At 73.9% G+C, this 18703-nt stretch carries 20 protein-coding genes; 15 read left to right on the top strand and 5 right to left on the bottom strand.

The genetic code is table 11. From position 1 onward, the window contains the following. The first annotated feature begins 49 nt into the window (after nt 1–49). From IO39_RS07195 to IO39_RS07225, 8 genes are all read left to right on the top strand, one after another. Nucleotides 50–1000 (top strand): phosphotransferase, encoded by a 951-nt coding sequence (locus tag IO39_RS07195; protein WP_043617920.1) that lies wholly within the window; start codon nt 50–52, stop codon nt 998–1000. 193 nt (nt 1001–1193) lie between these two features. Then, nucleotides 1194–2195, top strand: a complete 1002-nt coding sequence (locus IO39_RS07200) for a BtrH N-terminal domain-containing protein (RefSeq protein ID WP_245641843.1) — start codon at nt 1194–1196, stop codon at nt 2193–2195. A 150-nt stretch (nt 2196–2345) separates the two neighbouring features. Continuing rightward, the gene (locus IO39_RS58795) at nt 2346–2471 is read left to right on the top strand and encodes a hypothetical protein (protein ID WP_281200057.1); all 126 of its coding nucleotides are present in this window, start codon (nt 2346–2348) and stop codon (nt 2469–2471) included. A 124-nt stretch (nt 2472–2595) separates the two neighbouring features. Continuing rightward, nucleotides 2596–4059: a YcaO-like family protein gene (locus IO39_RS07205; protein ID WP_157547987.1), complete on the top strand. Its 1464-nt coding sequence runs from the start codon at nt 2596–2598 to the stop codon at nt 4057–4059. Between the two features lie 138 nt (nt 4060–4197). Continuing rightward, the gene (locus tag IO39_RS07210; protein WP_169789029.1) at nt 4198–6306 is read left to right on the top strand and encodes an NACHT domain-containing protein; all 2109 of its coding nucleotides are present in this window, start codon (nt 4198–4200) and stop codon (nt 6304–6306) included. Between the two features lie 224 nt (nt 6307–6530). Continuing rightward, nucleotides 6531–7757, top strand: coding sequence for a GTP-binding protein (locus IO39_RS07215; RefSeq protein WP_043618111.1), 1227 nt, complete (start codon nt 6531–6533; stop codon nt 7755–7757). Between the two features lie 49 nt (nt 7758–7806). Then, nucleotides 7807–8541 carry a class I SAM-dependent methyltransferase gene (locus tag IO39_RS07220; RefSeq protein WP_043618115.1) on the top strand — a complete coding sequence of 245 codons (735 nt, stop codon included), beginning with the start codon at nt 7807–7809 and terminating at the stop codon, nt 8539–8541. A gap of 56 nt (nt 8542–8597) precedes the next feature. After that, a complete protein-coding gene (locus IO39_RS07225) occupies nt 8598–8951 on the top strand; it encodes a Fur family transcriptional regulator (RefSeq protein WP_052422551.1) in 354 nt (117 codons plus the stop codon). Between the two features lie 55 nt (nt 8952–9006). Here IO39_RS07225 and IO39_RS07230 read toward each other — a convergent pair whose 3' ends face one another. After that, entirely contained in the window at nt 9007–9645 is a 639-nt protein-coding gene (locus IO39_RS07230; RefSeq protein ID WP_043617923.1) for a response regulator, read from the bottom strand. Further along, nucleotides 9642–10700 carry a sensor histidine kinase gene (locus tag IO39_RS07235; RefSeq protein WP_052422552.1) on the bottom strand — a complete coding sequence of 353 codons (1059 nt, stop codon included), beginning with the start codon at nt 10698–10700 and terminating at the stop codon, nt 9642–9644. The genes IO39_RS07230 and IO39_RS07235 overlap by 4 nt, the downstream gene beginning before the upstream one ends. 112 nt (nt 10701–10812) lie before the next feature. On the opposite strand from IO39_RS07235, the gene IO39_RS07240 reads away from it, so the two are divergent. Further along, nucleotides 10813–12180 carry an alpha/beta hydrolase gene (locus IO39_RS07240; protein WP_052422553.1) on the top strand — a complete coding sequence of 456 codons (1368 nt, stop codon included), beginning with the start codon at nt 10813–10815 and terminating at the stop codon, nt 12178–12180. Continuing rightward, nucleotides 12177–13004, top strand: a complete 828-nt coding sequence (locus IO39_RS07245) for a hypothetical protein (RefSeq protein WP_063765228.1) — start codon at nt 12177–12179, stop codon at nt 13002–13004. Before IO39_RS07240 ends, IO39_RS07245 begins: the two co-directional genes overlap by 4 nt. Before the next feature lie 71 nt (nt 13005–13075). On the opposite strand, the gene IO39_RS07250 is transcribed toward IO39_RS07245, so the two are convergent. Next, nucleotides 13076–13903 (bottom strand): hypothetical protein, encoded by an 828-nt coding sequence (locus tag IO39_RS07250; RefSeq protein ID WP_245641844.1) that lies wholly within the window; start codon nt 13901–13903, stop codon nt 13076–13078. Nucleotides 13904–14202: 299 nt separating this feature from the next. Further along, nucleotides 14203–14703, bottom strand: coding sequence for a winged helix-turn-helix transcriptional regulator (locus IO39_RS07255; RefSeq protein ID WP_043617928.1), 501 nt, complete (start codon nt 14701–14703; stop codon nt 14203–14205). Between the two features lie 83 nt (nt 14704–14786). Between IO39_RS07255 and IO39_RS07260 the strand changes: the two genes are divergently transcribed. Further along, nucleotides 14787–15236: a tautomerase family protein gene (locus tag IO39_RS07260; RefSeq protein ID WP_043617931.1), complete on the top strand. Its 450-nt coding sequence runs from the start codon at nt 14787–14789 to the stop codon at nt 15234–15236. Nucleotides 15237–15266: 30 nt separating this feature from the next. Here IO39_RS07260 and IO39_RS07265 read toward each other — a convergent pair whose 3' ends face one another. Next, complete coding sequence (locus tag IO39_RS07265; protein ID WP_043617935.1) at nt 15267–16289, bottom strand: LLM class flavin-dependent oxidoreductase; 1023 nt, start codon at nt 16287–16289, stop codon at nt 15267–15269. Nucleotides 16290–16428: 139 nt separating this feature from the next. Between IO39_RS07265 and IO39_RS07270 the strand changes: the two genes are divergently transcribed. Genes IO39_RS07270 through IO39_RS07285 form a run of 4 tightly spaced genes read left to right on the top strand, consistent with a single transcriptional unit; the run spans nt 16429 to nt 18703 of the window. Then, nucleotides 16429–16764, top strand: coding sequence for a PadR family transcriptional regulator (locus tag IO39_RS07270; RefSeq protein ID WP_043617938.1), 336 nt, complete (start codon nt 16429–16431; stop codon nt 16762–16764). Next, nucleotides 16761–17162, top strand: coding sequence for a DUF1048 domain-containing protein (locus IO39_RS07275; RefSeq protein ID WP_043617941.1), 402 nt, complete (start codon nt 16761–16763; stop codon nt 17160–17162). Before IO39_RS07270 ends, IO39_RS07275 begins: the two co-directional genes overlap by 4 nt. Beyond that, nucleotides 17162–17926: an ABC transporter ATP-binding protein gene (locus tag IO39_RS07280; RefSeq protein ID WP_043617944.1), complete on the top strand. Its 765-nt coding sequence runs from the start codon at nt 17162–17164 to the stop codon at nt 17924–17926. The genes IO39_RS07275 and IO39_RS07280 overlap by 1 nt, the downstream gene beginning before the upstream one ends. A 12-nt stretch (nt 17927–17938) precedes the next feature. After that, nucleotides 17939–18703, top strand: coding sequence for an ABC transporter permease (locus tag IO39_RS07285; RefSeq protein WP_043617947.1), 765 nt, complete (start codon nt 17939–17941; stop codon nt 18701–18703).

The raw sequence follows: 18703 nt of genomic DNA on the forward strand, positions 1-18703 counted from the left end.
GCGTGAGCGGCCGTCCCGCCCCCGCTCGCAGGCGTGAAACGATCGGGACATGAACGATTTCCTGACCCCGCAGGACCTCGCCCGCCGCACCTCGGCCGCGCTGGACGCGGCCGTCGCGGCAGGGCGTGACCTCGGGCTCACCGTGACCGACGCCAAGGTGCTGCACGACCTGTTCTCCGTCGTCGTCCACCTCGCGCCGGCGCCGGTGGTGGTCCGGGTGCCGACCGTCCTGCCGCGCCACGCGGGCTTCGACTCCCCCGCCGAGCGCCAGCGGGCGGAGCTGGACGTGACACAGTGGCTGGCCGGCCAGGGCGTTCCCGTGATCCCGCCCAGCCCGCTGGTGCCACGGGAACCGGTGTCGCGTGACGGGTTCTCGATGACGTTCTGGCAGTTCGTGGAGGAGGACCGGGACAAGGAGCCCGACTACGTGGCCAACTCCGAGAGCGTCGCCGACCTGCACGCCGCGATGCGCGCCTACCCGGGCCGGCTGGAGTTCCTGTCCGCGGCCGAGCCGGGGTTCGTCGCCGACAGCCTCGCCCGGCTCGGCGACCGCCCCGACCTCATCGAGCCGGCCGACCTCGACCGCGCCCGCCGCGAGTGGCGGGCCCTGGAGCCCTTCGTACGCTCCCGCGCGGCGTTCGAGGCCAGGTTCCCCGGGATCGACCTGCAGCCCATCCACGGTGACTCCCCGCCCGCGAACATCTTCTCCGGAACGCGCGGCGACCTCTACTCCGACTTCGAGCTGGTCTCGCTGGGCCCCGTCGAGTGGGACCTGGCGGGCCTCGGCCCGGACCACGAGTCCGCCTACGACCGGGGCGCGCTGCGCAACGGGCTGCGGCCGCTGGACGAGGACGTCATGCGCTTCGTCAACGCCATCGGCATGCTGCGGGTCGTGGCCTGCCTCCCGCTCGTGCCGCAGCTGCCGGTGCTGCTCGACTACCTGAAGCCGGCCCTGGAGCAGTGGCGGACGACCCCCTTCGCGGGCGGCCTGGCCGTCTGACGAGGCTCTTTGCCGCGCGGCCCGAGCGACCGGCGACGCCCTTCGGCGGGCCGCCCGGCCTGCCGGCGCCCCCGGCGGGTGGACTCTCCCCCGGTGGGAGAGTCCACCCTGATGGCGTGCACGACGAACCTCCCGCGCTCCCCGGACCTCCGGCCGCACGTCCCCCGATCACCCCCGCTCAGGAGAGCACCGCATGACCCCCAGCATGAGCATGGCGCCGAACGTCGACACCCGCGGCGGTCAGCACTGCGAGACGACGGCCCTGGGCGTGCTGCTGCGGCACCAGGGGATCGACCTGTCCGAGCCCATGCTCTTCGGCCTCGGCTCCGGCCTGTCCTTCGTCTACTGGGACGGCAAGGCGATGGACTTCCCCTTCCTCGGCGGCCGGGTCAAGCCCTTCGAGCTCACCAGGAACCTGGCCGCCCGGCTCGGCCTGGACCTCGCCGTCCAGGAGACCACCTCACCCCGCCGGGCCTGGGAGAACGTGGCGGCCCTCATCGACGCGGGCCGCCCCGTCGGGCTCCAGCTCGACAGCTACCACCTGGACTACTTCACCGCGAAGGTGCACTTCGGCGGCCACATCGTCGCCATGTACGGCTACGACGACCACGACGCCCACCTGGTGGACACCGCCCAGCAGGGCGGCGCGGTCACCACCGGCCTGGACAGCCTCGCCCGGGCCAGGGCCGAGCGCGGCCCGATGACGGCCAGGCACCGCTCCTTCACCCTCACCGCGCCGGCCGCCCCGCCCGCCGTCGAGGAGCGGCTCGTCCCGGCCATCACCGCGTGCGCCGACGCCTTCCTCGCCCCGCCCATCGCCAACCTCGGCCACCGGGGCGTGGCGAAGGCCGCCGAGCTGGCGCCCACCTGGCTCCGGCGCGCCGCCGACCCGGGGCGTGACCTGCCGCACGCCGCCCTCCTGATGGAGCGGGCCGGCACCGGCGGCGCGCTGTTCCGCAACCTCTACCGAGACTTCCTCGCCGAGTGCGCCGGCCTGCTCGACGACGACCGCCTGCGCACCGGCCACCGGCTCTACGCGGAGGCGGCCGTCCTGTGGACAGAGACCGCGGCGCTGATCGCCAAGGCCGGCGAGTCGGCCGACGCGGAGTGTCTCACGCGCGCCGCCGGCCTCCTGCGCGACCTCGCCCGCGTGGAACGCGAGGCCATGCAGTCCCTCAGCCGCCTGGGCCGCTGACCGCGCCATCCATTGCCCTTTACCGACTTATCATTCATCCTTCACCCTTTCCAGGAATGCCGCGAGGCGGCCTTTCGAAGCTTGCATCGGCTTTTCGGGCGTTTTATCCGGGCAGAGCTACGATGGGCAGGACAGAGAAAGGCGAAAGCCATGGGAAATGTCGTGGACTATGTCGTCGTCGAATCCCTGGACCGGCCGAACCAGCGGCTCACCCAGACCGAGCTGGACCGCCTCGCGGAGCTGTCACCCGCCCCGCCCGATGACCAGGACCGGTGAACCGCACACCCCGCCACCCGGCCCGCCATCCGGCCCGCAGCTCGGCCCGCCGGCCGATCGGCAGTCCGGCCCGTCCGCCGGCTTGCCGGCCGTCGGGCCGGCCCGGCGGGCGGTGGAGCGGGACGTGCCGCTCGCCGAGGCCGGGAGGCGGGCGGAGGCGGCACTGACCGCGCTGAACCTGCGGGCACGCCTGGTGGACCTGGGCGAAGGCCGCGACCCGACCGCCTGGTGGTGCGGCCTGACCCCGGGGACGAGCGACCGCGGCTCGACCGCCTGCTCGTGCGACCCGACCCCCGGGACGAGCGACCGCGACCCGACCCCCGGGACGAGCGACCGCGACCCGGCCGCCGGAACGGGTGACGGCGTCCTCGCGGCTTGCGGCATGGGCAAGGGGCGTCCCCTGGAGGCCCGGGTGGGCGCCCTGTTCGAGGCGATCGAGCACCACCTGACCGGCCCGGCCGGGTTCGACCCCGCCCAGGTGGAGCGGGCGGCGCCCGCCGAGGTCGCCGCCGGTCCGCTGCGAGCGGAGGCGTGCGCGCCGCTGCTGGCCGCGACGCCCGGCCGGGCGATGGCCTGCCTGCCTTACCGCGCCCTCGGCGGAGGAGCCGAGACGCCGGTGCCGTTCTTCCTCTCCGCCCCCTGGTACGCCGGAACCGCACGGTGGCACGCGGCGGCCGGGGACGACTGCGACTACACCCACCTCATGCGCTACAGCTGCAACAGCGGCTCCGCCGTGGGCGTCACGACCGCCGAGGCCCTGCTGCACGCCCTCAACGAGACCATCGAACGGGACGCCCTTTCCCTGCTCCTGGTACGCGCCTTCCTGAGCCGCGACCCTCCCCCGCTCCGGCTGATCGACCCGCGCACGCTTCCTCCGGGCCCGCGGCGGGCGTACGCGACGGCGGAGGAGCTGACCGGATCGCCCGTGCGGCTGCTGGACATCACCAGTGACGTCGGCGTGCCCACCATGCTCGCCTACACCCCGCCCACGCCCGCGCGCCCGCACCGTCGCGGCGCCGGGACCTCGCTGAGCCCGTCGCACGCCGCCTGGCGGGCCCTCACCGAGCTGGTACAGACCACCCTCGGCGAGCGCCTGTCCCGCCCGGGAGCTCGCGGACGCTACGACCTGGCCGGGCTGGCGGCCCACCCCGCGCTGCGCGCCTGCGGGCGGTTCGACCTCACCGGCCGGCTGCGCGCGGCCAGGACGGTCCCCTTCCCGCGCGGTGGCCATCCGGGCGAACCCTCCGGCGAGACCGGCGAGACCGGCGGGACCGGCGAGTTCGGCGGGACGGACGGGACCCCCGGCGGCCAGCTCCGGCGGGTGGCCGCGATGCTGGCCGCGCGCGGCTTCACGGCCTATCACCGCACGGTGCGCACCCTGCCCTGCGGGGTCGTGGCCGTGCACGTGCTCGTACCGGGCCTGGAGCGGTTCATGCTGGTCACCGACGGCAACCTCGTCCTGCCCGGACGGCGGGGACAGGCCCTCGTGACGGGCCGCGAGGCCGGGGGCTCCGCGCCCGGCAGGGGCTCCCCACCTGGCAAGGTCTCCGCGCGCGGCGGAGTTTCCGAACCGGCACCGCGCGATTGACCGTCGCATCGGGAACGGCGGCCCGATTTGCCGATTCACGGACGCCGCCTATGACGCTATAAGTCCTATTTCCGCGCGACATAAGCGCACACTGGTTATATGTCTGGACAATACTGGCGGAAGAATAGCAAAGCCAGGATGTCAGTGGTGCTGGGCATATTGCTCCTGGCCCTGTCCACCGCATTCCTGCTCTGGGCCCCCCGGTTCGGCGGGGGCGTGGGGCGGACGATCGGCACCGCCTCGCTCCTGACGGCCGTGGGCAGCGTGGTGACGCTGGGCAACAGCCTGATGCAGTTCCTGTCCTGGTGGCGCAGACGGGCCACGCCCGCTCCCGCGCCCACGTCCGCCACCATCGGCACGGCCAAGGACATCCTCGCCGGCCTGGTGACCCAGCAGTGGCGCGAGGAGACGCTGCTGCGCTCGGTGTCGGACCCGGAGCCGATGCCGCTGCCCTGGCGCTCGACCGAGCGCCGCGAGCTCGTCGACCATCCCGAGATCATCGCCAAGGGCACCGTCGCCTTTCCCGGCACCGACGTGCACATCGAGGACCTGGCGCGCAACTTCCGCGCCCTGCGCTGCCGCCGGCTCGTCCTGCTCGGCGGGCCGGGCACGGGCAAGACGACCCTGGCCGTGCAGCTGGTCCTCGAACTGCTGCGCACGCGGCGGCCCGAGGAGCACGTCCCGGTGCTGCTGTCGGCCTCCCGCTGGGACGACCGCCTGTACCCGCGGCTGCAGGACTGGCTGGCCGCCTGCCTGGCCACCGACTATCCCGCCCTGCGCGCGGAGGACCTCGGCCCCGGCATCCCGGAGACGCTCGTGGCCCGCGGGGAGGTGCTGCCCGTCATCGACGGGCTCGACGAGTTGCCCGAGCACGCCCGCGCCAAGATGCTCACCGCGCTCAACCGCTCGCTGTGCGAGACCGACGACCTCATCCTCACCTGCCGCACCGAGCAGTTCGCGGAGTCCGTCGAGCAGCTCGGCGACGTCCTCAAGGCGACCGCGGTCATCGAGCCGCAGCCGATGACCCCCCGCGCCGCCGCCGACTACCTGGAGGCGTGCCTGCCGCCCGTGCCGCACCCCGCCTGGCCCCGGGTCCTGGACGCCCTGCGCTCGGGCGCCGCCCCGGCCCTGGCCGAGGTCTCCTCGACGTCCCTGGGCCTGTGGCTCATCCGGGCCACCTACATCGCGCCCCGGGTGGATCCGGCGCCGCTGCTGGAGCTCGGGCGCGGCAGCGCGACGGAGCTGCACGACCACCTGTGCGACCAGCTCATCCCCGCCCTGGTGAACGCCCGGCCGCCCACCGACGGCCCGGCCCAGCCGTTCCGGCCGCGGCACGCGTGGAGTCCGGAGCAGGTCGGGCGCTGGCTCACGTACCTGTCGCAGCAGCTCATCCTCCGGGAGGAGGACCCGCGTGACATGGCGTGGTGGCACCTGGCCAGGCACTCGCCCAGCCGTCCGGTCCGGCTGTGGGCCGGCATCGTGATCGGGGTGGTGGTCGGGGCCGTCTTCGCGCTGCTGACCGGGGTGCCCCTGGCCGGCGCGGCGCTCGGCCTGCTGTCCGCGCTCGCGGTCGTGATCGTGACCGGCTCCTGGTTCACCGAGTCGCCCGGCCACGCCGACTTCCGGCTGCGCGGCAGGCTCGCCGAGCTCGTTCCGGTCCTCAGGGACGGGGTGCTCGTCGGCGCCCTCGGCGCTCTCATCGGCTGGCTCATGGCCGGTCCGATGTGGGGCACGGGGGTCGGCCTGATCGCCGCGCGCAACGTCGGCCTGCTGTCCGGGATCGGGTTCGTCGTCGTACTCGGCCTGATCCGCTGGGTCGAGCACCCCACCACCAGCGCGACCGCGCGCTCGCCCCGCTCGACCTGGCAGGCCGACAGGAGGCTGACCGTGATCCGGGTCATCAGCGGGCTCGTGGTCGGCCTCATGGGCGGCGCCATCGGGCTGGAGGCCCGGCTCAGCCCGAGCGTGGCGATCGGCGGCGGGCTGCTGCTGGGGCTGCTGTTCGGGCTCCTGCTCGGCAGCCACCACGCCTGGCTGGCCTACAACCTGACGGTCCCCCGCCTGGCCACCAAGGGACGGCTGCCCCTGCGCGCCATGGACTTCTTGGACGACGCCCACCGTCTCGGCCTGCTGCGCACCGAGGGGCCGTACTACCAGTTCCGGCACATCGAGCTGCAGCAACATCTCGCGCGGCGCCGGCACGAGAGGCTCCAGGAGGAGACCCGGGACACCGCCCCCCTCCCCTGACGCCCGGATCGGTTCCGGCTGGCCGGACCACGAGAACCATGCCGCAAGGCCGGACGATCACACCCGCCCCTCCCGCGTGCCCGCCGGGATCGGCCTCTCCGGCACGGGCCGTCCCGGCCTGCGATTCCTGGCTTCCACTATCCTCCCATAATGAAATCCATTATCATTTTTACGTTCCTATGCTGATCTTCCCGGCAGTTCCGTCCCGTCGGAAGGAGGGCTCCGTGCGCACCCCCGTCGCACTGGTCGCGGGCCTGCACCGCGCCGCCCGCGCCGCCGCGGTGGACCGGCTGCTGCGCCGTCACCCGGGCGCCGTCGCGATCCACCACCACGTCCGCCCCGGCGGCGAGGCCCTGGTCGAGCGGGTGGTGCGCGACGTCTCCGGCGTCCTGGGCCGGACCTCCGTGCGCCCCGCGCATGGCCGCCCGGGCCACGCCGCCCACGACGACCACGCCGCGCACGACCGCGCGGGCCACGCCGCGCACGCCGCCCGCGACGACCGCGACGACCGCGACGACCGCGTGACCCGCGCCGTCCGTGACGACCTGCTGCCCGAGCTGCTGCGCCGCTCCCCGGCGGCGTCCCTGCTGGTCGTCGAGCTGTGGGACGCGGTCGAGCCGCGGGCGGTGGCCGAGGCGGTCGCCGCGCCGGAGGCGGCCGGGCGGCTGCGCCTGGCGTGCGTGCACACCGCGCTGCACGCCGGTCACCTGCCCGTGGACATCTGCCGGGGCGACCGCCTGTGCGAGACCGGCCGGGCGATCCCCGGCGACCGGCGTTTCCTGGCCGAGGTGCTGGCCCGGCAGATCGAGTACGCCACCAGCCTGTCCCTGCACGGCGGCGACCCCGAGGACGCCGAGCTGGCGGCCGCCGTGCTCGCGCACCTGGCCCCGCACACCCCGATCGTCCCCCGCCCCCGCCTGGCCGGCGGTGCGCTGTGCGTGCGCGAGCTGGCCGAACGCGTCGATCCGGGCACCGCGCAGCTGCCCGCCGACGCGCAGACCGGGGAGGTCACCACGGTGGTGTGGCACCGGCTGCGCCCGCTGCATCCGGTCCGGCTGTTCGCGGCCATGGACGAGCTGGCGGCCTCGACGGTGCGCTCGCGGGGCCGGTTCTGGCTGGCCAACCGGCCGCACCGGATGCTGGCCTGGGAGGCGGCGGCCGGCGAGGTCTCCGTCTCGGACGCCGGGCCGTGGCTGGCCGCGTTGCCCGGGGCCGCCTGGGAGCTCGCGCGACCGGCCCGGCGCGCGGCCGCCGCGCTGGACTGGAACCCGATCATCGGCGACCGGGTCCAGCACCTCGTCTTCACCGGCCCCGGCCTCGACCGCGGCCGCATCGTCTCCCTGCTCGACTCGTGCCTGATCGGCCCGGACGACATCCTGCCCGGATCCGCCGAGTGGGCCGGCCGGCACGACCCGTTCGCCCCCGTACTGGATCTGAAGGAGAGAGCGTGACGACACCTCGCCCGTGGAGAGCCGCGACGGCCCGGGGGGCGGTGCGGGCATGACCGACGAGTACGAGCGTTCCGCCGAGTTCGTGGACCCGATGCTCGCGGCCGCCTGGACGGCGCTGGCCCCCGCCGTCACCGAGGCCCTGCGCGGCGCTCCCGGGCCCGTCGTGGACGTCGGCGCGGGCGGCGGGCACGGCACCCGGGTGATCGCCCAGGCGGTGCCCGGGTGCGACGTCTACGCCGTGGAGCCCTCCGCGGGGCTGCGGGCGGTGCTGATGGCCAGGGCGTACGAGAGTCCCGAGCTGCGCGGGCGGGTGACCGTCCTGCCCGGCGGCCTGCTCGACGTCACGCTGCCGCCCCGCCTGGGCGCCGTCGTCGCCATGAACGTCATCGGCCATTTCGACCCCGGCGGCCGCCGGGCGATCTGGCGCCTGCTCGGCGAGCGCCTCCTGCCCGGCGGGCGCGCCGTGCTCAACCTCCAGCCTCCGGCGCAGGCCACGGCGGTGCCGCGGACCCGCTTCGGCGAGCTGCGCGTCGGCCACCGCCGCTATGAGGGCTGGGGCCGCGCCGAGCCCGCCGGCCCCGGGCGGATCACCTGGCACATGACCTACCGCACTCTCGCCGACGGAGCGCCGGCCGAGCAGGCGGAGGTCTCCTACGCCTGGTGGGTGCTGGACCGGGACCGGCTCCGGGCCGAGGTCGCCGAGCACGGGCTGCGGGCCTCGCCCACCGGTCCCGGCGAGCTCGGGTTGTGGCTCGTCACCCGGGCGGAAGACGTCACGGCCTGACCGCGGGCCGCCTCGTGGCGAAGGGAGGCAGGGTGGACCCAGGGCGATGGGCTCCGATGCTGGAGAGGTCCGGCATCCGGGCGACGGCTCAGCGGATGCGGGTGCTCGACGTCCTGGCGGGCCACCGGCTGCCGCTGTCGGCCCGGCAGGTCCACGCCGAGCTGCACGAGCGCGGCGCCTGCACCGGCCTCACCACCGTCTACCGCGCGCTCTCCTCCATGACCGCGGCCGGCCTCCTCCACGCCTTCACCCACGGCGGGGAGGCCGTCTACCGGTTGTGCGTCACCGGCAGCCACCAGCACCTCGTCTGCCGCGTCTGCGGGCTGGTGGCCGAACGCCAGGAGGAGAACCTGGTGGAGGGGTTCAGGGCCGAGGAGGTGTACGGCGTCTGCGCGGCGTGCGCCCCGTGACGGCCGCCCGCCACCGAGCGCCGCCCTCCCCCGCTCGTGACACGGCCGGCCGGGGTCAGCGGGGTGAGGTGGCGTCGCGCAGGAGCAGGGCCGCCTGCACCCGGTTGGCGCAGCCCAGTTTGGCCAGCACGCGGCTGACGTAGGTCTTGACGCTGGCCTCGGTCATGTGGACGCGCCGCGCCACCTGGGCGTTCGACAGGCCCTGCGCCACCAGGGCGAGGATGTCGGCCTCGCGGGCGGTGAGCGCGGCCAGCCGGCGGGCGGCGTCGCGCCCGCGCTCGTCGTCGCCCGGCGCGGCCAGGTCGAGCACCTGGCGGGCCACGGCCGGCGACAGGTAGGCGTGCCCGGCGTGGGCGGCGCGGACCGCGCGGATCAGCTCGTCGGGGGTGCAGGTCTTCAGCACGAACCCGGACACGCCCCGCCGTACCGCGCCGCGTACGTTGTCCGCGCCGCCGAAGGCGGTGAGCAGCACCACCCGCGTCCCCGCCAGCTCGGCCGCGGCGGCCAGGCCGTCCATGACCGGCATCGCGATGTCCAGGAGCGCGACGTCGATCCGGTGCCGCCGGGCGGCCAGGACCGCCTCGCGCCCGTCGTGCGCGACGGCCGCCACCTCGATGTCCCCGGCCGACTCCAGGACGGTGCGGATGCCCGAGACGATGAGGGGCTCGTCGTCGGCGATCAGGGTCCTGATCACGTGGCGGCTCCGGAGAGCGCCGGGGCCAGCGGGAGCATCGCGACGAGCCGGAACTCGCGCGGGCCCGCGTGGACGTGCAGCAGGCCGCCCGCCGCGGCGACCCGTTCGGTGAGCCCGTCCAGGCCGTTCCCGGGTGACGGGGACGGGGAGGGGCGGCGGGGCAGCGGGTTGCGCACCGAGACCAGCAGCGCGTCGGGCTGCCAGTCGAGCGACACGGTGACGGGCGCGCCGGGCGCGTGCTTGACCGCGTTCGTGAGCCCTTCCTGGACGACCCGGTAGGCGGCCCGGGACGCCGGCGGGTCGGTGAGCGGGACGGCCTGGCCGGACGACTCGATCGTCACCGCGGCCCCCGCGGCGCGGGACCGGGCGACGAGGCCGCCGATGTCGTCCAGGCCGGGGGCGTCGTGCTCGCGCAGCGCGCCGACCACCTCGTGCAGCTCGGCCGCGGCGGCGCGGGCGGCGTCCGCCAGGCCGCGCACCGCCTGCCGCCGGTCGGGAGGCAGCGTCCCCACCTCCAGCGCGGCGGCCTGCACCGAGACCAGGCTGAGCAGGTGGCCGAGCGAGTCGTGCATGTCGTGGGCGATGCGCAGCCGCTCGCGCAGCCGCTCCTGCTCGGCGACGAGGGCGCCCTCCCTGCGCAGGTGCTCGCGCTCCTGGGCGAGGTAGCGGCCGGCCAGCAGCGGCAGCGCGGTCAGCACGACGACGCGGGCCAGGGCGACCCACGGTTCCGCCGCGCCCGGGGCGCGTTCCACGGCCAGCAGCAGGACGCACACGTACGCGGTCAGCGCGCCGGCCGTCACCACCACGTCCCGGCGGGCGGAGATGCGGTGCCCGGCCTGGAAGCCGGTGCAGACCAGCAGGGCCAGCGATCCGCCGGTGAGCACCGCCAGCGCCAGCGCGGCGAGGAAGGCCGCGAACGGCAGGCGGTTCGTCGCCGCCATGGTGAGCGCCACCGCCACGGCGTACGCGGCGAGCGTCCAGCCCCGCGTCCCGTCCAACCACAGCAGCGCCGTGTCCGCGGCCACGACCGCGGCGATGACGGCATACCTGGACATATGCCTCACCCTACTCATGGCGCCTCGGCCACCTCATAGTCCACTTTGGTGAACACTCTTCGCTGACTTTCGGCGGCAGACCCCGGCCGCCCGCGGCTCGTAGCGTTCCTTCATGCTCAACACGCTCCTGGCGCTGACCGTCCTCGCGACGCCGTTCGGCGCCCCGACCCCGCAACCCGCGCTTGCGTGGGGCGACTGCCCCATCGCGGGCGCGCCCGCGCTGCAGTGCGCGGACCTGCCCGTCGCCCTGTCGCCCGGCAGCGACCGCAGGATCACGCTGAAGGTGGCCCGCCTGCCGGCCACCGGCCGGAAGCAGGGCTCCGTGCTGGTCAACTTCGGCGGCCCCCAGGGACACCAGATCGCCGCGCTCGGCTCACGGGCCCGGATCTTCGACCGCATCCGTACGTCCATGGACGTCGTGACCTGGGACCCGCGCGGCTACCCCGGTCTCAGCGACGCGGTGCTGGCGTGCGACTGGGGATTCGTGCGCACCCCGTCGCCGCCCGGCGACGAGGCCGGGTTCGACCGGCTGGCCGCGGCCAACCGGGCCAGGGGCGACAAGTGCCGCGCCACCGATCCCGGGCTCTTCGACCACATGGACTCCGCCGCCGACGCCCGCGACGCCGACGCCGTCCGCGCGGCGCTCGGCGAGGAGAAGATGAACTTCCTCGGCCTGTCGTACGGGGGCACGATCGCGCAGTCCTACGCCCGGCTGTTCCCCCAGCGCGTCCGCACGATGTACGTCGACGGCACCGGCAACCACGGCCCGCGACAGTGGGACCGGGAGCTGCGGGACCTGGCCCGCGAGCACGAGCGGCTCATGGAGCGGTTCTTCGCCTGGGCGCCCGCCGGCACCGAGCGGCGCTGGCGGGCGCTGCTGGCCACGGCCGACCGCGAGCCGATCCCCGCGCCCGGGGCCGGCGCCCGCTACGACCGTGCGCACCTGCAGAGCCTCGCCTTCCTCAAGCTGCGTCCCGGACCCGCGCGCTGGGGCGAGCTGGTGTCGGCCATCACGGCGGCCGAGGGCGGCGACGCCTCCGGCTTCGCGTTGGCGCAGAGCCAGCCTTATCCCGGCGCGCCGGGCGGCGGGGTCAAGGAGTGCCTGGACTTCCCGCGGCCCGACAGCCGGCGGGAGCTGGCCCGCACGGCCGCGCGGCTGCGCGCGATCGCGCCGAACACCGGCGCCGTCTTCCCCCTGGCCTGGCACCTGCCGCTGACCTGCGCCGGGTGGCCGGCGCCGGTGACCAACCCGCCCAGGCCGCTGCCCCGTACGCTGCCGCCGCTCCTGGGCGCGGGCACCTGGCAGGACTACGGCTCCACCCGCCGGGTGGTCGAGCAGGTCCCCGGCAGCCGCACGATCCGCCACGACGGGCCGGGCCACAACCTCTTCGGCGCCATGGCCGATCCGTGCGTCATCGGCCACGTCAGCGCGTACGTCACCGAACGCCGCCTGCCGCCGCGCGGGACGACCTGCCCATGACCCGCCGGCCCAAGACCCGCCGGCCCAAGACCCGCCAGCCCAAGACCCGCCTGCCCATGTCCCGCCGCCGACGCCGCTGGTGGATCGCGGGCGTCGCCGCCACGGCCCTCCTGGCCGCCGCCGTGGCGCTGACGGCGATCGCCTTCCCCTCCGTCGCGGCCATCACCTGCCCCGGCTGTTACGGCCTGGAGCGGATCAGGCCCGGCCTGTACGCCGAGCCCGGACTGTCGCAGGAGCGGCGCCGGCACGTCGTCGCGGTCGCCGACCAGGCCGGCGAGCGCGTCCGCGCCTTCTTCGGCGGGCGGGCCGGCTCTCCCGACGTCCTGGTGTGCCTGTCGGAGGACTGCTACCGCCGGATCGGCGGCGGGCGGGAACGCGGCATCGCGGTGCTGAACCGGTCGGTCATGTTGTCCCCGCGCGGCGTCGACCCCGTGATCGCCTCCCACGAGCTGGCCCACGTGGAGCTGCACGCCCGGCTGGCGGGCGCCGACGTGCCGCAGTGGTTCGACGAAGGGCTGGCCGTGCTGGTCAGCGGGGACCCCCGCTACCTCGCGCCGGACGGGGACCGCTGCCTGGCCGAGCCCCGCCGGCCCCTTCCGGTCACGCTCGGCGCGTGGCTGCGCGGGGCCTCGGCGGACGCCCGGCTCTACGCCGAGGCCGCCTGCCAGGTGAGCCGCTGGGCGGCGGCGAACGGCGGCGAGGCGGGCCTGCGGACACTCGTCGCCCGGCTGTCGGCGGGCCGCCCCTTCGACACCCTCGTCACGGTCGCATCTCCGCCGCCTGCGGGTCAGGCCCCGTCCGGTCCGCACCCCCCGTATCGGTGAAATGCGTCGTGACGCGTGGGCGGACCGGCCCGGCTTCGTGGGCTCGGGCCGGGCCGGTTCGCGGGGGTGGGTCAGCCGGGCGGGACGACGCCGTTCTTGGCGACGGGGACGGCCAGCTGGGCGGAGCCGGTGAGCCGGAGCTCCTCGGGGGGCAGGTGGCCCAGGACCCGGTTCAGGTGTCTCAGCGTCAGCGGCACCGGCGAGATGGCCGGGCCCGTCAGGTCGAACTTCTCCAGGTCGATCCAGCGCACGATGTCGACGGCGTCCGGCGGGATCTCGTCACCGGCCTTGTGCACCGGCACGCAGAGCTGGCGGGCGGCGTCGACCAGGACGGTCCTGGCGGGGATCTGGCCGGTCAGCACGGGGTTGAGCTGGGTGAGGGCCAGGCGCCGGTTCATCAGCGGGTTCGGCAGGTGCGCGTAGCACAGCAGGTCGATGTGCGAGATGACCCGCAGGATGTCCGGAGCGGGGACCAGGCCGTTCTTGGCGACCGGCACGCACAGCTGCTGGGGCGCGTTCAGCGTGACGCTGATGCCCGGCACGTTCTGCAGGACCGGGTTGAGGTGGCGCAGCCCCAGGTTCTGGTTGATCGCGGGCCCCGTCACCCGGTAGCACGACAGGTCGACGAACCTGAGGTAGTCGAGCACGCCCGGCGGGGGCATGACCTCGTTCTTGGCCACCGGGACGCAGAGCTGCTCGCGCGGGCCGAGCGTGACCTGCACCGGCGGCTGGTTGCCGAGGACGGGGTTGAGGTGGCGCAGCGTCAGCGTGGTGGCCGGCGGCTGGTAGGTGGTGGTCTTGAAGCACTCGAGGTCGAGGTTCGACACGAACTCCCGCGGCGTCGGCGGGGCCAGGGCCGCCGCGGGCGGCGCGACGAGGTAGGCGGCGGCCAGAATCACGAGGCCAGCGGATAAGAGGCGTCTCAACGTGATTCTTGCGCGGAATCGTGGTGCGCCCTTTTCGTTCATCCGTCCTCCAGGGCCGGTCGATGTGCTTCGACTGTGCGCTCGCGCACCGGCCCTGACAAGGCAGGTGGCCGCAATCTGCCACGGCCCGTGAGGGGCCGCGCCCGCGGGCGCGGGACCCGCGAGCCGGGCCGGTCGGGGCGCGGGACCCGCAGGCCGGGCCGGTCGGGGCGCGGGACCCGCAGGCCGGGCCGGTCGGGGCGCGAGGGCGCCTCACCCGCGGGCCGGGCCGGTCAGGGGGCGAGGCCGCTGCGCCGGGCGAGGACGGTGGTGCCGGGGCCGGCGGCGGCGCCCGGGCCGGGCAGCGCGGTCACCGTGGCGGTGTTCACCGGCTCGCCGCACGCCGAGCAGCAGACCCGCGGCGTGAACTCCGCGCCGCACGCGTCGTGCACCAGGCGCACGGGCGGGCCGCCGGGCGGCGTGGCCCACTTGTCGCCCCAGGCCATCAGCGCCATCAGCACCGGCACGAACTCCCGGCCGGCCTCGGTGAGGTGGTACTCGTGGCGCGGCGGCCGCTCCTGGTAGGCCCGGCGCTCCACGATGCCGTCGGCGACCAGCGACTCGAGCCGCCGGGTGAGCAGGTTGCGGGAGATGCCGAGGTTCTCGGCGATGTCGTCGAACCGGTGCAGGCCGAGGTGGATGTCACGCACGATCAGCGGCGTCCACCACTCGCCGATCCGTTCCAGTGACTGTCCGATCGAGCAGTGCATCTCCGCGAAGCTGGTCCGTTGCATGGCCCTCAGTCTAGAGGGTTGATTGATTGAACTCACTGCTGTAGCTTGCGAATTCCCAGCAAGTTCAATGAAAGGACTAACTCATGCCGTTCGTGGAGCTGTTCGTCCGCAAGGGCTCACTCGACCCGGAGCAGCGCGAGAAGATCGGCGGGCGGCTGGTCTCGGAGGTGATGATCGCCGAGGGCGCCCCCGACACCGAGGCCGCCCGGTCCATCTCGTGGCTGGTGGTCAACGAGATCGACGCCTGGTTCGTCGGCGGCCGGCCGCTCGCCGCCGGGGAGAAGCCGGCATACGTGGTACGCGTGGGCGTGCCGGCCGGCTCGATGAACGACGACAAGCGCCGCGACATCGTGCGCCGCGTCACGCGGGTCCTCGCGGACGCCGACCCGGAGCCGGAGCGGTTCACCCGGGCCACCGCCGCGTGGGTGCACATCAACGAGGTCCCCGAGGGCAACTGGGGAGCGGGCGGGGAGATCGTCCGCATCGAGGACATCGCGGCCTTCGTCACCGGCGACCGGCCCGCGCCGGCGTAGAACCACCACCGGGCGGGCGCGCGGCGCGCGTCAGCGCCAGCCGAGGGCGGGGGCGACGTGGGTCAGGACCGATGAGAGCAGGTGGGCGTTGTAGTCCACGCCGAGCTGGCTGGGCACCGTGAGCAGCAGCGTGTCCGCCGCGGCGATCGCCTCGTCCCCGGCCAGCTCCTTGACGAGCACGTCGGGCTCGGCCGCGTACGTGCGCCCGAAGATGGCCCTGGTGGTGGCGTCGATGAAGCCGACCTGGTCGGAGCTGGCGCGCTCGTGACCGAAGTACGCGCGGTCCAGGTCGCTGACGATCGGCATGATCGAGCGGCTCACCGACACCCGCGGCTCGCCCTCGTGCCCGGCCTCCTTCCACGCCTCCCGGTAGGCCGCGATCTGCTCGGCCTGCTGCACGTGGAACGGCTTGCCGTTCTCGTCGTCCTTGAGCGTCGAGCTCATCAGGTGCATGCCCAGCCCCGCGGCCCACTTCGCGGTGGCGTTCGAGCTGGAACCCCACCAGATCCGCCGCCGCAGCCCCTCCGAGTGCGGCTCGATGCGCAGCAGCCCCGGCGGGTTGGGGAACATCGGCCGCGGGTTCGGCCGCGCGAAGCCCTCGCCCTCCAGCACCGTGAGGAACGCCTCCGCGTGCCGGCGGGCCATGTCCGCCTCGGTCTCGCCCTCGGCCGGCTGATAGCCGAAGTAGCGCCAGCCGTCGATGACCTGCTCGGGTGATCCGCGGCTGATGCCGAGCTGGAGCCGCCCGCCCGCGATGAGATCGGCCGCGCCGGCGTCCTCGGCCATGTAGAGCGGGTTCTCGTAGCGCATGTCGATCACGCCGGTGCCGATCTCGATCCGGCTCGTCCGCGCGCCGACGGCCGCCAGCAGCGGGAACGGGCTGGCGAGCTGCCGGGCGAAGTGGTGGACCCGGAAGTAGGCGCCGTCGGCCCCCAGCTCCTCGGCGGCCACCGCCAGCTCGATCGACTGCAGCAGGGTGTCGGACGCGCTGCGGGCCTGCGAATGCGGCGACGACGACCAATGCCCGAAGCTCAGGAAACCGATCTTTTTCATACACGCCTCAACCTTCCTCGCGTCAAGGACATTCCGCCGCCGGCGACCGCCCGAACTACTCGCCGTTGCTAAGTACCGGTAGTCAGTGTTACTTTGTACCGGTAGTCAGCGACACCAAGTAGCTGGAAGGGGGTGTTCCATGGGCAAGCAGTTGACGGAGATGCTCAAGGGGACGCTGGAAGGGGTCGTGCTGGCGATCCTGTCCGGCCGGCCCGCGTACGGCTACGAGATCACCGCATCGCTGCGCGAGCGGGGCTTCTCCGACATCGCCGAGGGCACCGTCTACGCGCTGCTGGTCCGGATCGAGCAGCGCGGCCTCGTGGACGTGGAGAAGGTCCCGTCCGGGAAGGGGCCGCCGCGCAAGGTGTACTCCCTGAACGCTCAGGGACGGGAATGCCTCGAAGAGTTCTGGAGGACCTGGGACTTCCTCGCCGGGAGACTCGGGCGGCTCCACCAAGGAGGAGAGCAGACGTGAGCGCAGAGCCGAGCGAGCCGAAGAGCCGCTACCTGCAGTACCTGGAGATCGTCACCGGCTCGCTGGAGGAGAAGAAGCGCTGGCGGCAGTACAAGGCGCGCGTCAAGGGGCTGCCCGAGAGCCACCGCATCGCGGTCGAGGCGCTGGAGCGCTACCTGGTGCACTTCGGGCCGGCCGACGGCGCGGGCGCGATGGAGATGTACGAGGACCTGGCCGACCTGTTCGAGCAGAGTGCGGCCGACGCGACCCCCATCCGCGACATCTTCGGGGAAGACCCCGTCGCGTTCGTCGAGGCCTTCATGGCCAACTACCCCCTCGGCCAGTACCGGGCCCGGGAGCGCAACCGCTTCGTCAGCGCCGTCGAGCGCGCCGCCGCAGAACAGGACAGGACAAAGTGATGACGACCCAGCAGGCTCCGGCGATCCAGGTGCGTGGCATGGAGAAGTCGTACAAGGAGCTGCGCGTGCTGCGCGGCGTGGACTTCGAGGTGGCGCGGGGCAGCATCTTCGCCCTGCTCGGCTCCAACGGGGCGGGCAAGACCACCGCCGTGAAGATCCTGTCCACGCTGCTCAGGCCGGACGCCGGCACCGCCCGCGTCAACGGCTTCGACGTGGCCACGCAGGCCGCGAAGGTACGCGAGTCGATCAGCCTGACCGGCCAGTTCGCCGCCGTGGACGAGATCCTCAGCGGGCGGGAGAACCTCGTGCTGGTCGCCCGGCTGCGCCACCTCGCCCATCCGGGCAAGGTCGCCGACGACCTGCTGCGCCGGTTCTCGCTGACGGAGGCGGGCGGGCGGAAGGTGTCGACGTACTCCGGCGGCATGCGCCGCCGGCTCGACATCGCGATGAGCCTCATCGGCGACCCGCCGGCCATCTTCCTCGACGAGCCCACCACCGGGCTCGACCCCCAGGCCCGCATCGAGGTCTGGCAGGCCGTCAAGGAGCTGGCCGAGAGCGGCACCACGGTGCTGCTCACCACCCAGTACCTGGACGAGGCCGAGCAGCTCGCCGACCGGATCGCGATCCTGCACGAGGGCCGGATCATCGTCAACGGCACCCTGGCCGAGCTCAAGCGGCTGCTGCCGCCCGCCAAGGTCGAGTACATCGAGAAGCAGCCGACCCTGGAGGACGTCTTCCTCTCCCTCGTCGGCGCGAAAGCCTAGAAGGAACCCACGATGAGCAAGCATTTCCTCGGTGACACCACCGTCCTGCTGGGGCGGTCCCTGCGCCACATCACCCGCAGCCCCGACACCATCATCACGACCGCGATCATGCCGATCGCGATGATGCTGATGTTCGTCTACGTGTTCGGCGGCGCGATCAGGACGGGCTCGGACTCGTCGTACGTCAACTACATGCTGCCCGGCATCCTGCTCATCACGGTCGCCTCGGGCATCGCCTACACCGCCTACCGGCTGTTCATGGACATGCAGGGCGGCATCTTCGAGCGCTTCCAGTCGATGCCGACCGCGCGGTCGTCGGTGCTCTGGGCGCACGTGCTGACCTCGCTGGTCGCCAACCTGGTCTCGCTCGTGGTCGTGATGCTGGTGGCCCTGCTCATGGGCTTCCGCTCCGGCGCCGGCGTGCTGGCCTGGCTGTCGGTCGCCGGCGTCCTGGTGCTGTTCACCCTGGCGCTGACCTGGATCGCCGTCATTCCGGGCCTGTCGGCCAGGACCATGGAGGGTGCGAGCGCGTTCTCCTATCCGCTCATCTTCCTGCCCTTCCTCAGCTCGGCGTTCGTGCCCACCGACACCATGCCCGGCCCGCTGCGCGTCTTCGCCGAGAACCAGCCGGTGACCTCCATCGTCAACGCCATCCGCGCCCTGTTCGCCGAGCAGCCGGTCGGCTCCGACATCTGGATCGCCCTGGCCTGGTGCGCCGGCATCCTCGTCGTCGCCTACGCCTTCGCCATGAACACCTACCGCCGCAAGATCTCCTAG

It is taken from the genome of Nonomuraea candida (assembly GCF_000725485.1).
Taxonomy (GTDB): domain Bacteria; phylum Actinomycetota; class Actinomycetes; order Streptosporangiales; family Streptosporangiaceae; genus Nonomuraea; species Nonomuraea candida.

Excerpts from the sequence above, each read along its gene's own strand:
- IO39_RS07195 (WP_043617920.1), top strand. The coding sequence starts at position 50 with ATGAACGATTTCCTGACCCCGCAGGACCTCGCCCGCCGCACCTCGGCC.
- IO39_RS07200 (WP_245641843.1), top strand. The coding sequence starts at position 1,194 with ATGACCCCCAGCATGAGCATGGCGCCGAACGTCGACACCCGCGGCGGT.
- IO39_RS58795 (WP_281200057.1), top strand. The coding sequence starts at position 2,346 with ATGGGAAATGTCGTGGACTATGTCGTCGTCGAATCCCTGGACCGGCCG.
- IO39_RS07210 (WP_169789029.1), top strand. The coding sequence starts at position 4,198 with ATGTCAGTGGTGCTGGGCATATTGCTCCTGGCCCTGTCCACCGCATTC.
- IO39_RS07220 (WP_043618115.1), top strand. The coding sequence starts at position 7,807 with ATGACCGACGAGTACGAGCGTTCCGCCGAGTTCGTGGACCCGATGCTC.
- IO39_RS07225 (WP_052422551.1), top strand. The coding sequence starts at position 8,598 with ATGCTGGAGAGGTCCGGCATCCGGGCGACGGCTCAGCGGATGCGGGTG.
- IO39_RS07235 (WP_052422552.1), bottom strand. The coding sequence starts at position 10,700 with ATGTCCAGGTATGCCGTCATCGCCGCGGTCGTGGCCGCGGACACGGCG.
- IO39_RS07240 (WP_052422553.1), top strand. The coding sequence starts at position 10,813 with ATGCTCAACACGCTCCTGGCGCTGACCGTCCTCGCGACGCCGTTCGGC.
- IO39_RS07245 (WP_063765228.1), top strand. The coding sequence starts at position 12,177 with ATGACCCGCCGGCCCAAGACCCGCCGGCCCAAGACCCGCCAGCCCAAG.
- IO39_RS07255 (WP_043617928.1), bottom strand. The coding sequence starts at position 14,703 with ATGCAACGGACCAGCTTCGCGGAGATGCACTGCTCGATCGGACAGTCA.
- IO39_RS07260 (WP_043617931.1), top strand. The coding sequence starts at position 14,787 with ATGCCGTTCGTGGAGCTGTTCGTCCGCAAGGGCTCACTCGACCCGGAG.
- IO39_RS07265 (WP_043617935.1), bottom strand. The coding sequence starts at position 16,289 with ATGAAAAAGATCGGTTTCCTGAGCTTCGGGCATTGGTCGTCGTCGCCG.
- IO39_RS07270 (WP_043617938.1), top strand. The coding sequence starts at position 16,429 with ATGGGCAAGCAGTTGACGGAGATGCTCAAGGGGACGCTGGAAGGGGTC.
- IO39_RS07280 (WP_043617944.1), top strand. The coding sequence starts at position 17,162 with ATGACGACCCAGCAGGCTCCGGCGATCCAGGTGCGTGGCATGGAGAAG.
- IO39_RS07285 (WP_043617947.1), top strand. The coding sequence starts at position 17,939 with ATGAGCAAGCATTTCCTCGGTGACACCACCGTCCTGCTGGGGCGGTCC.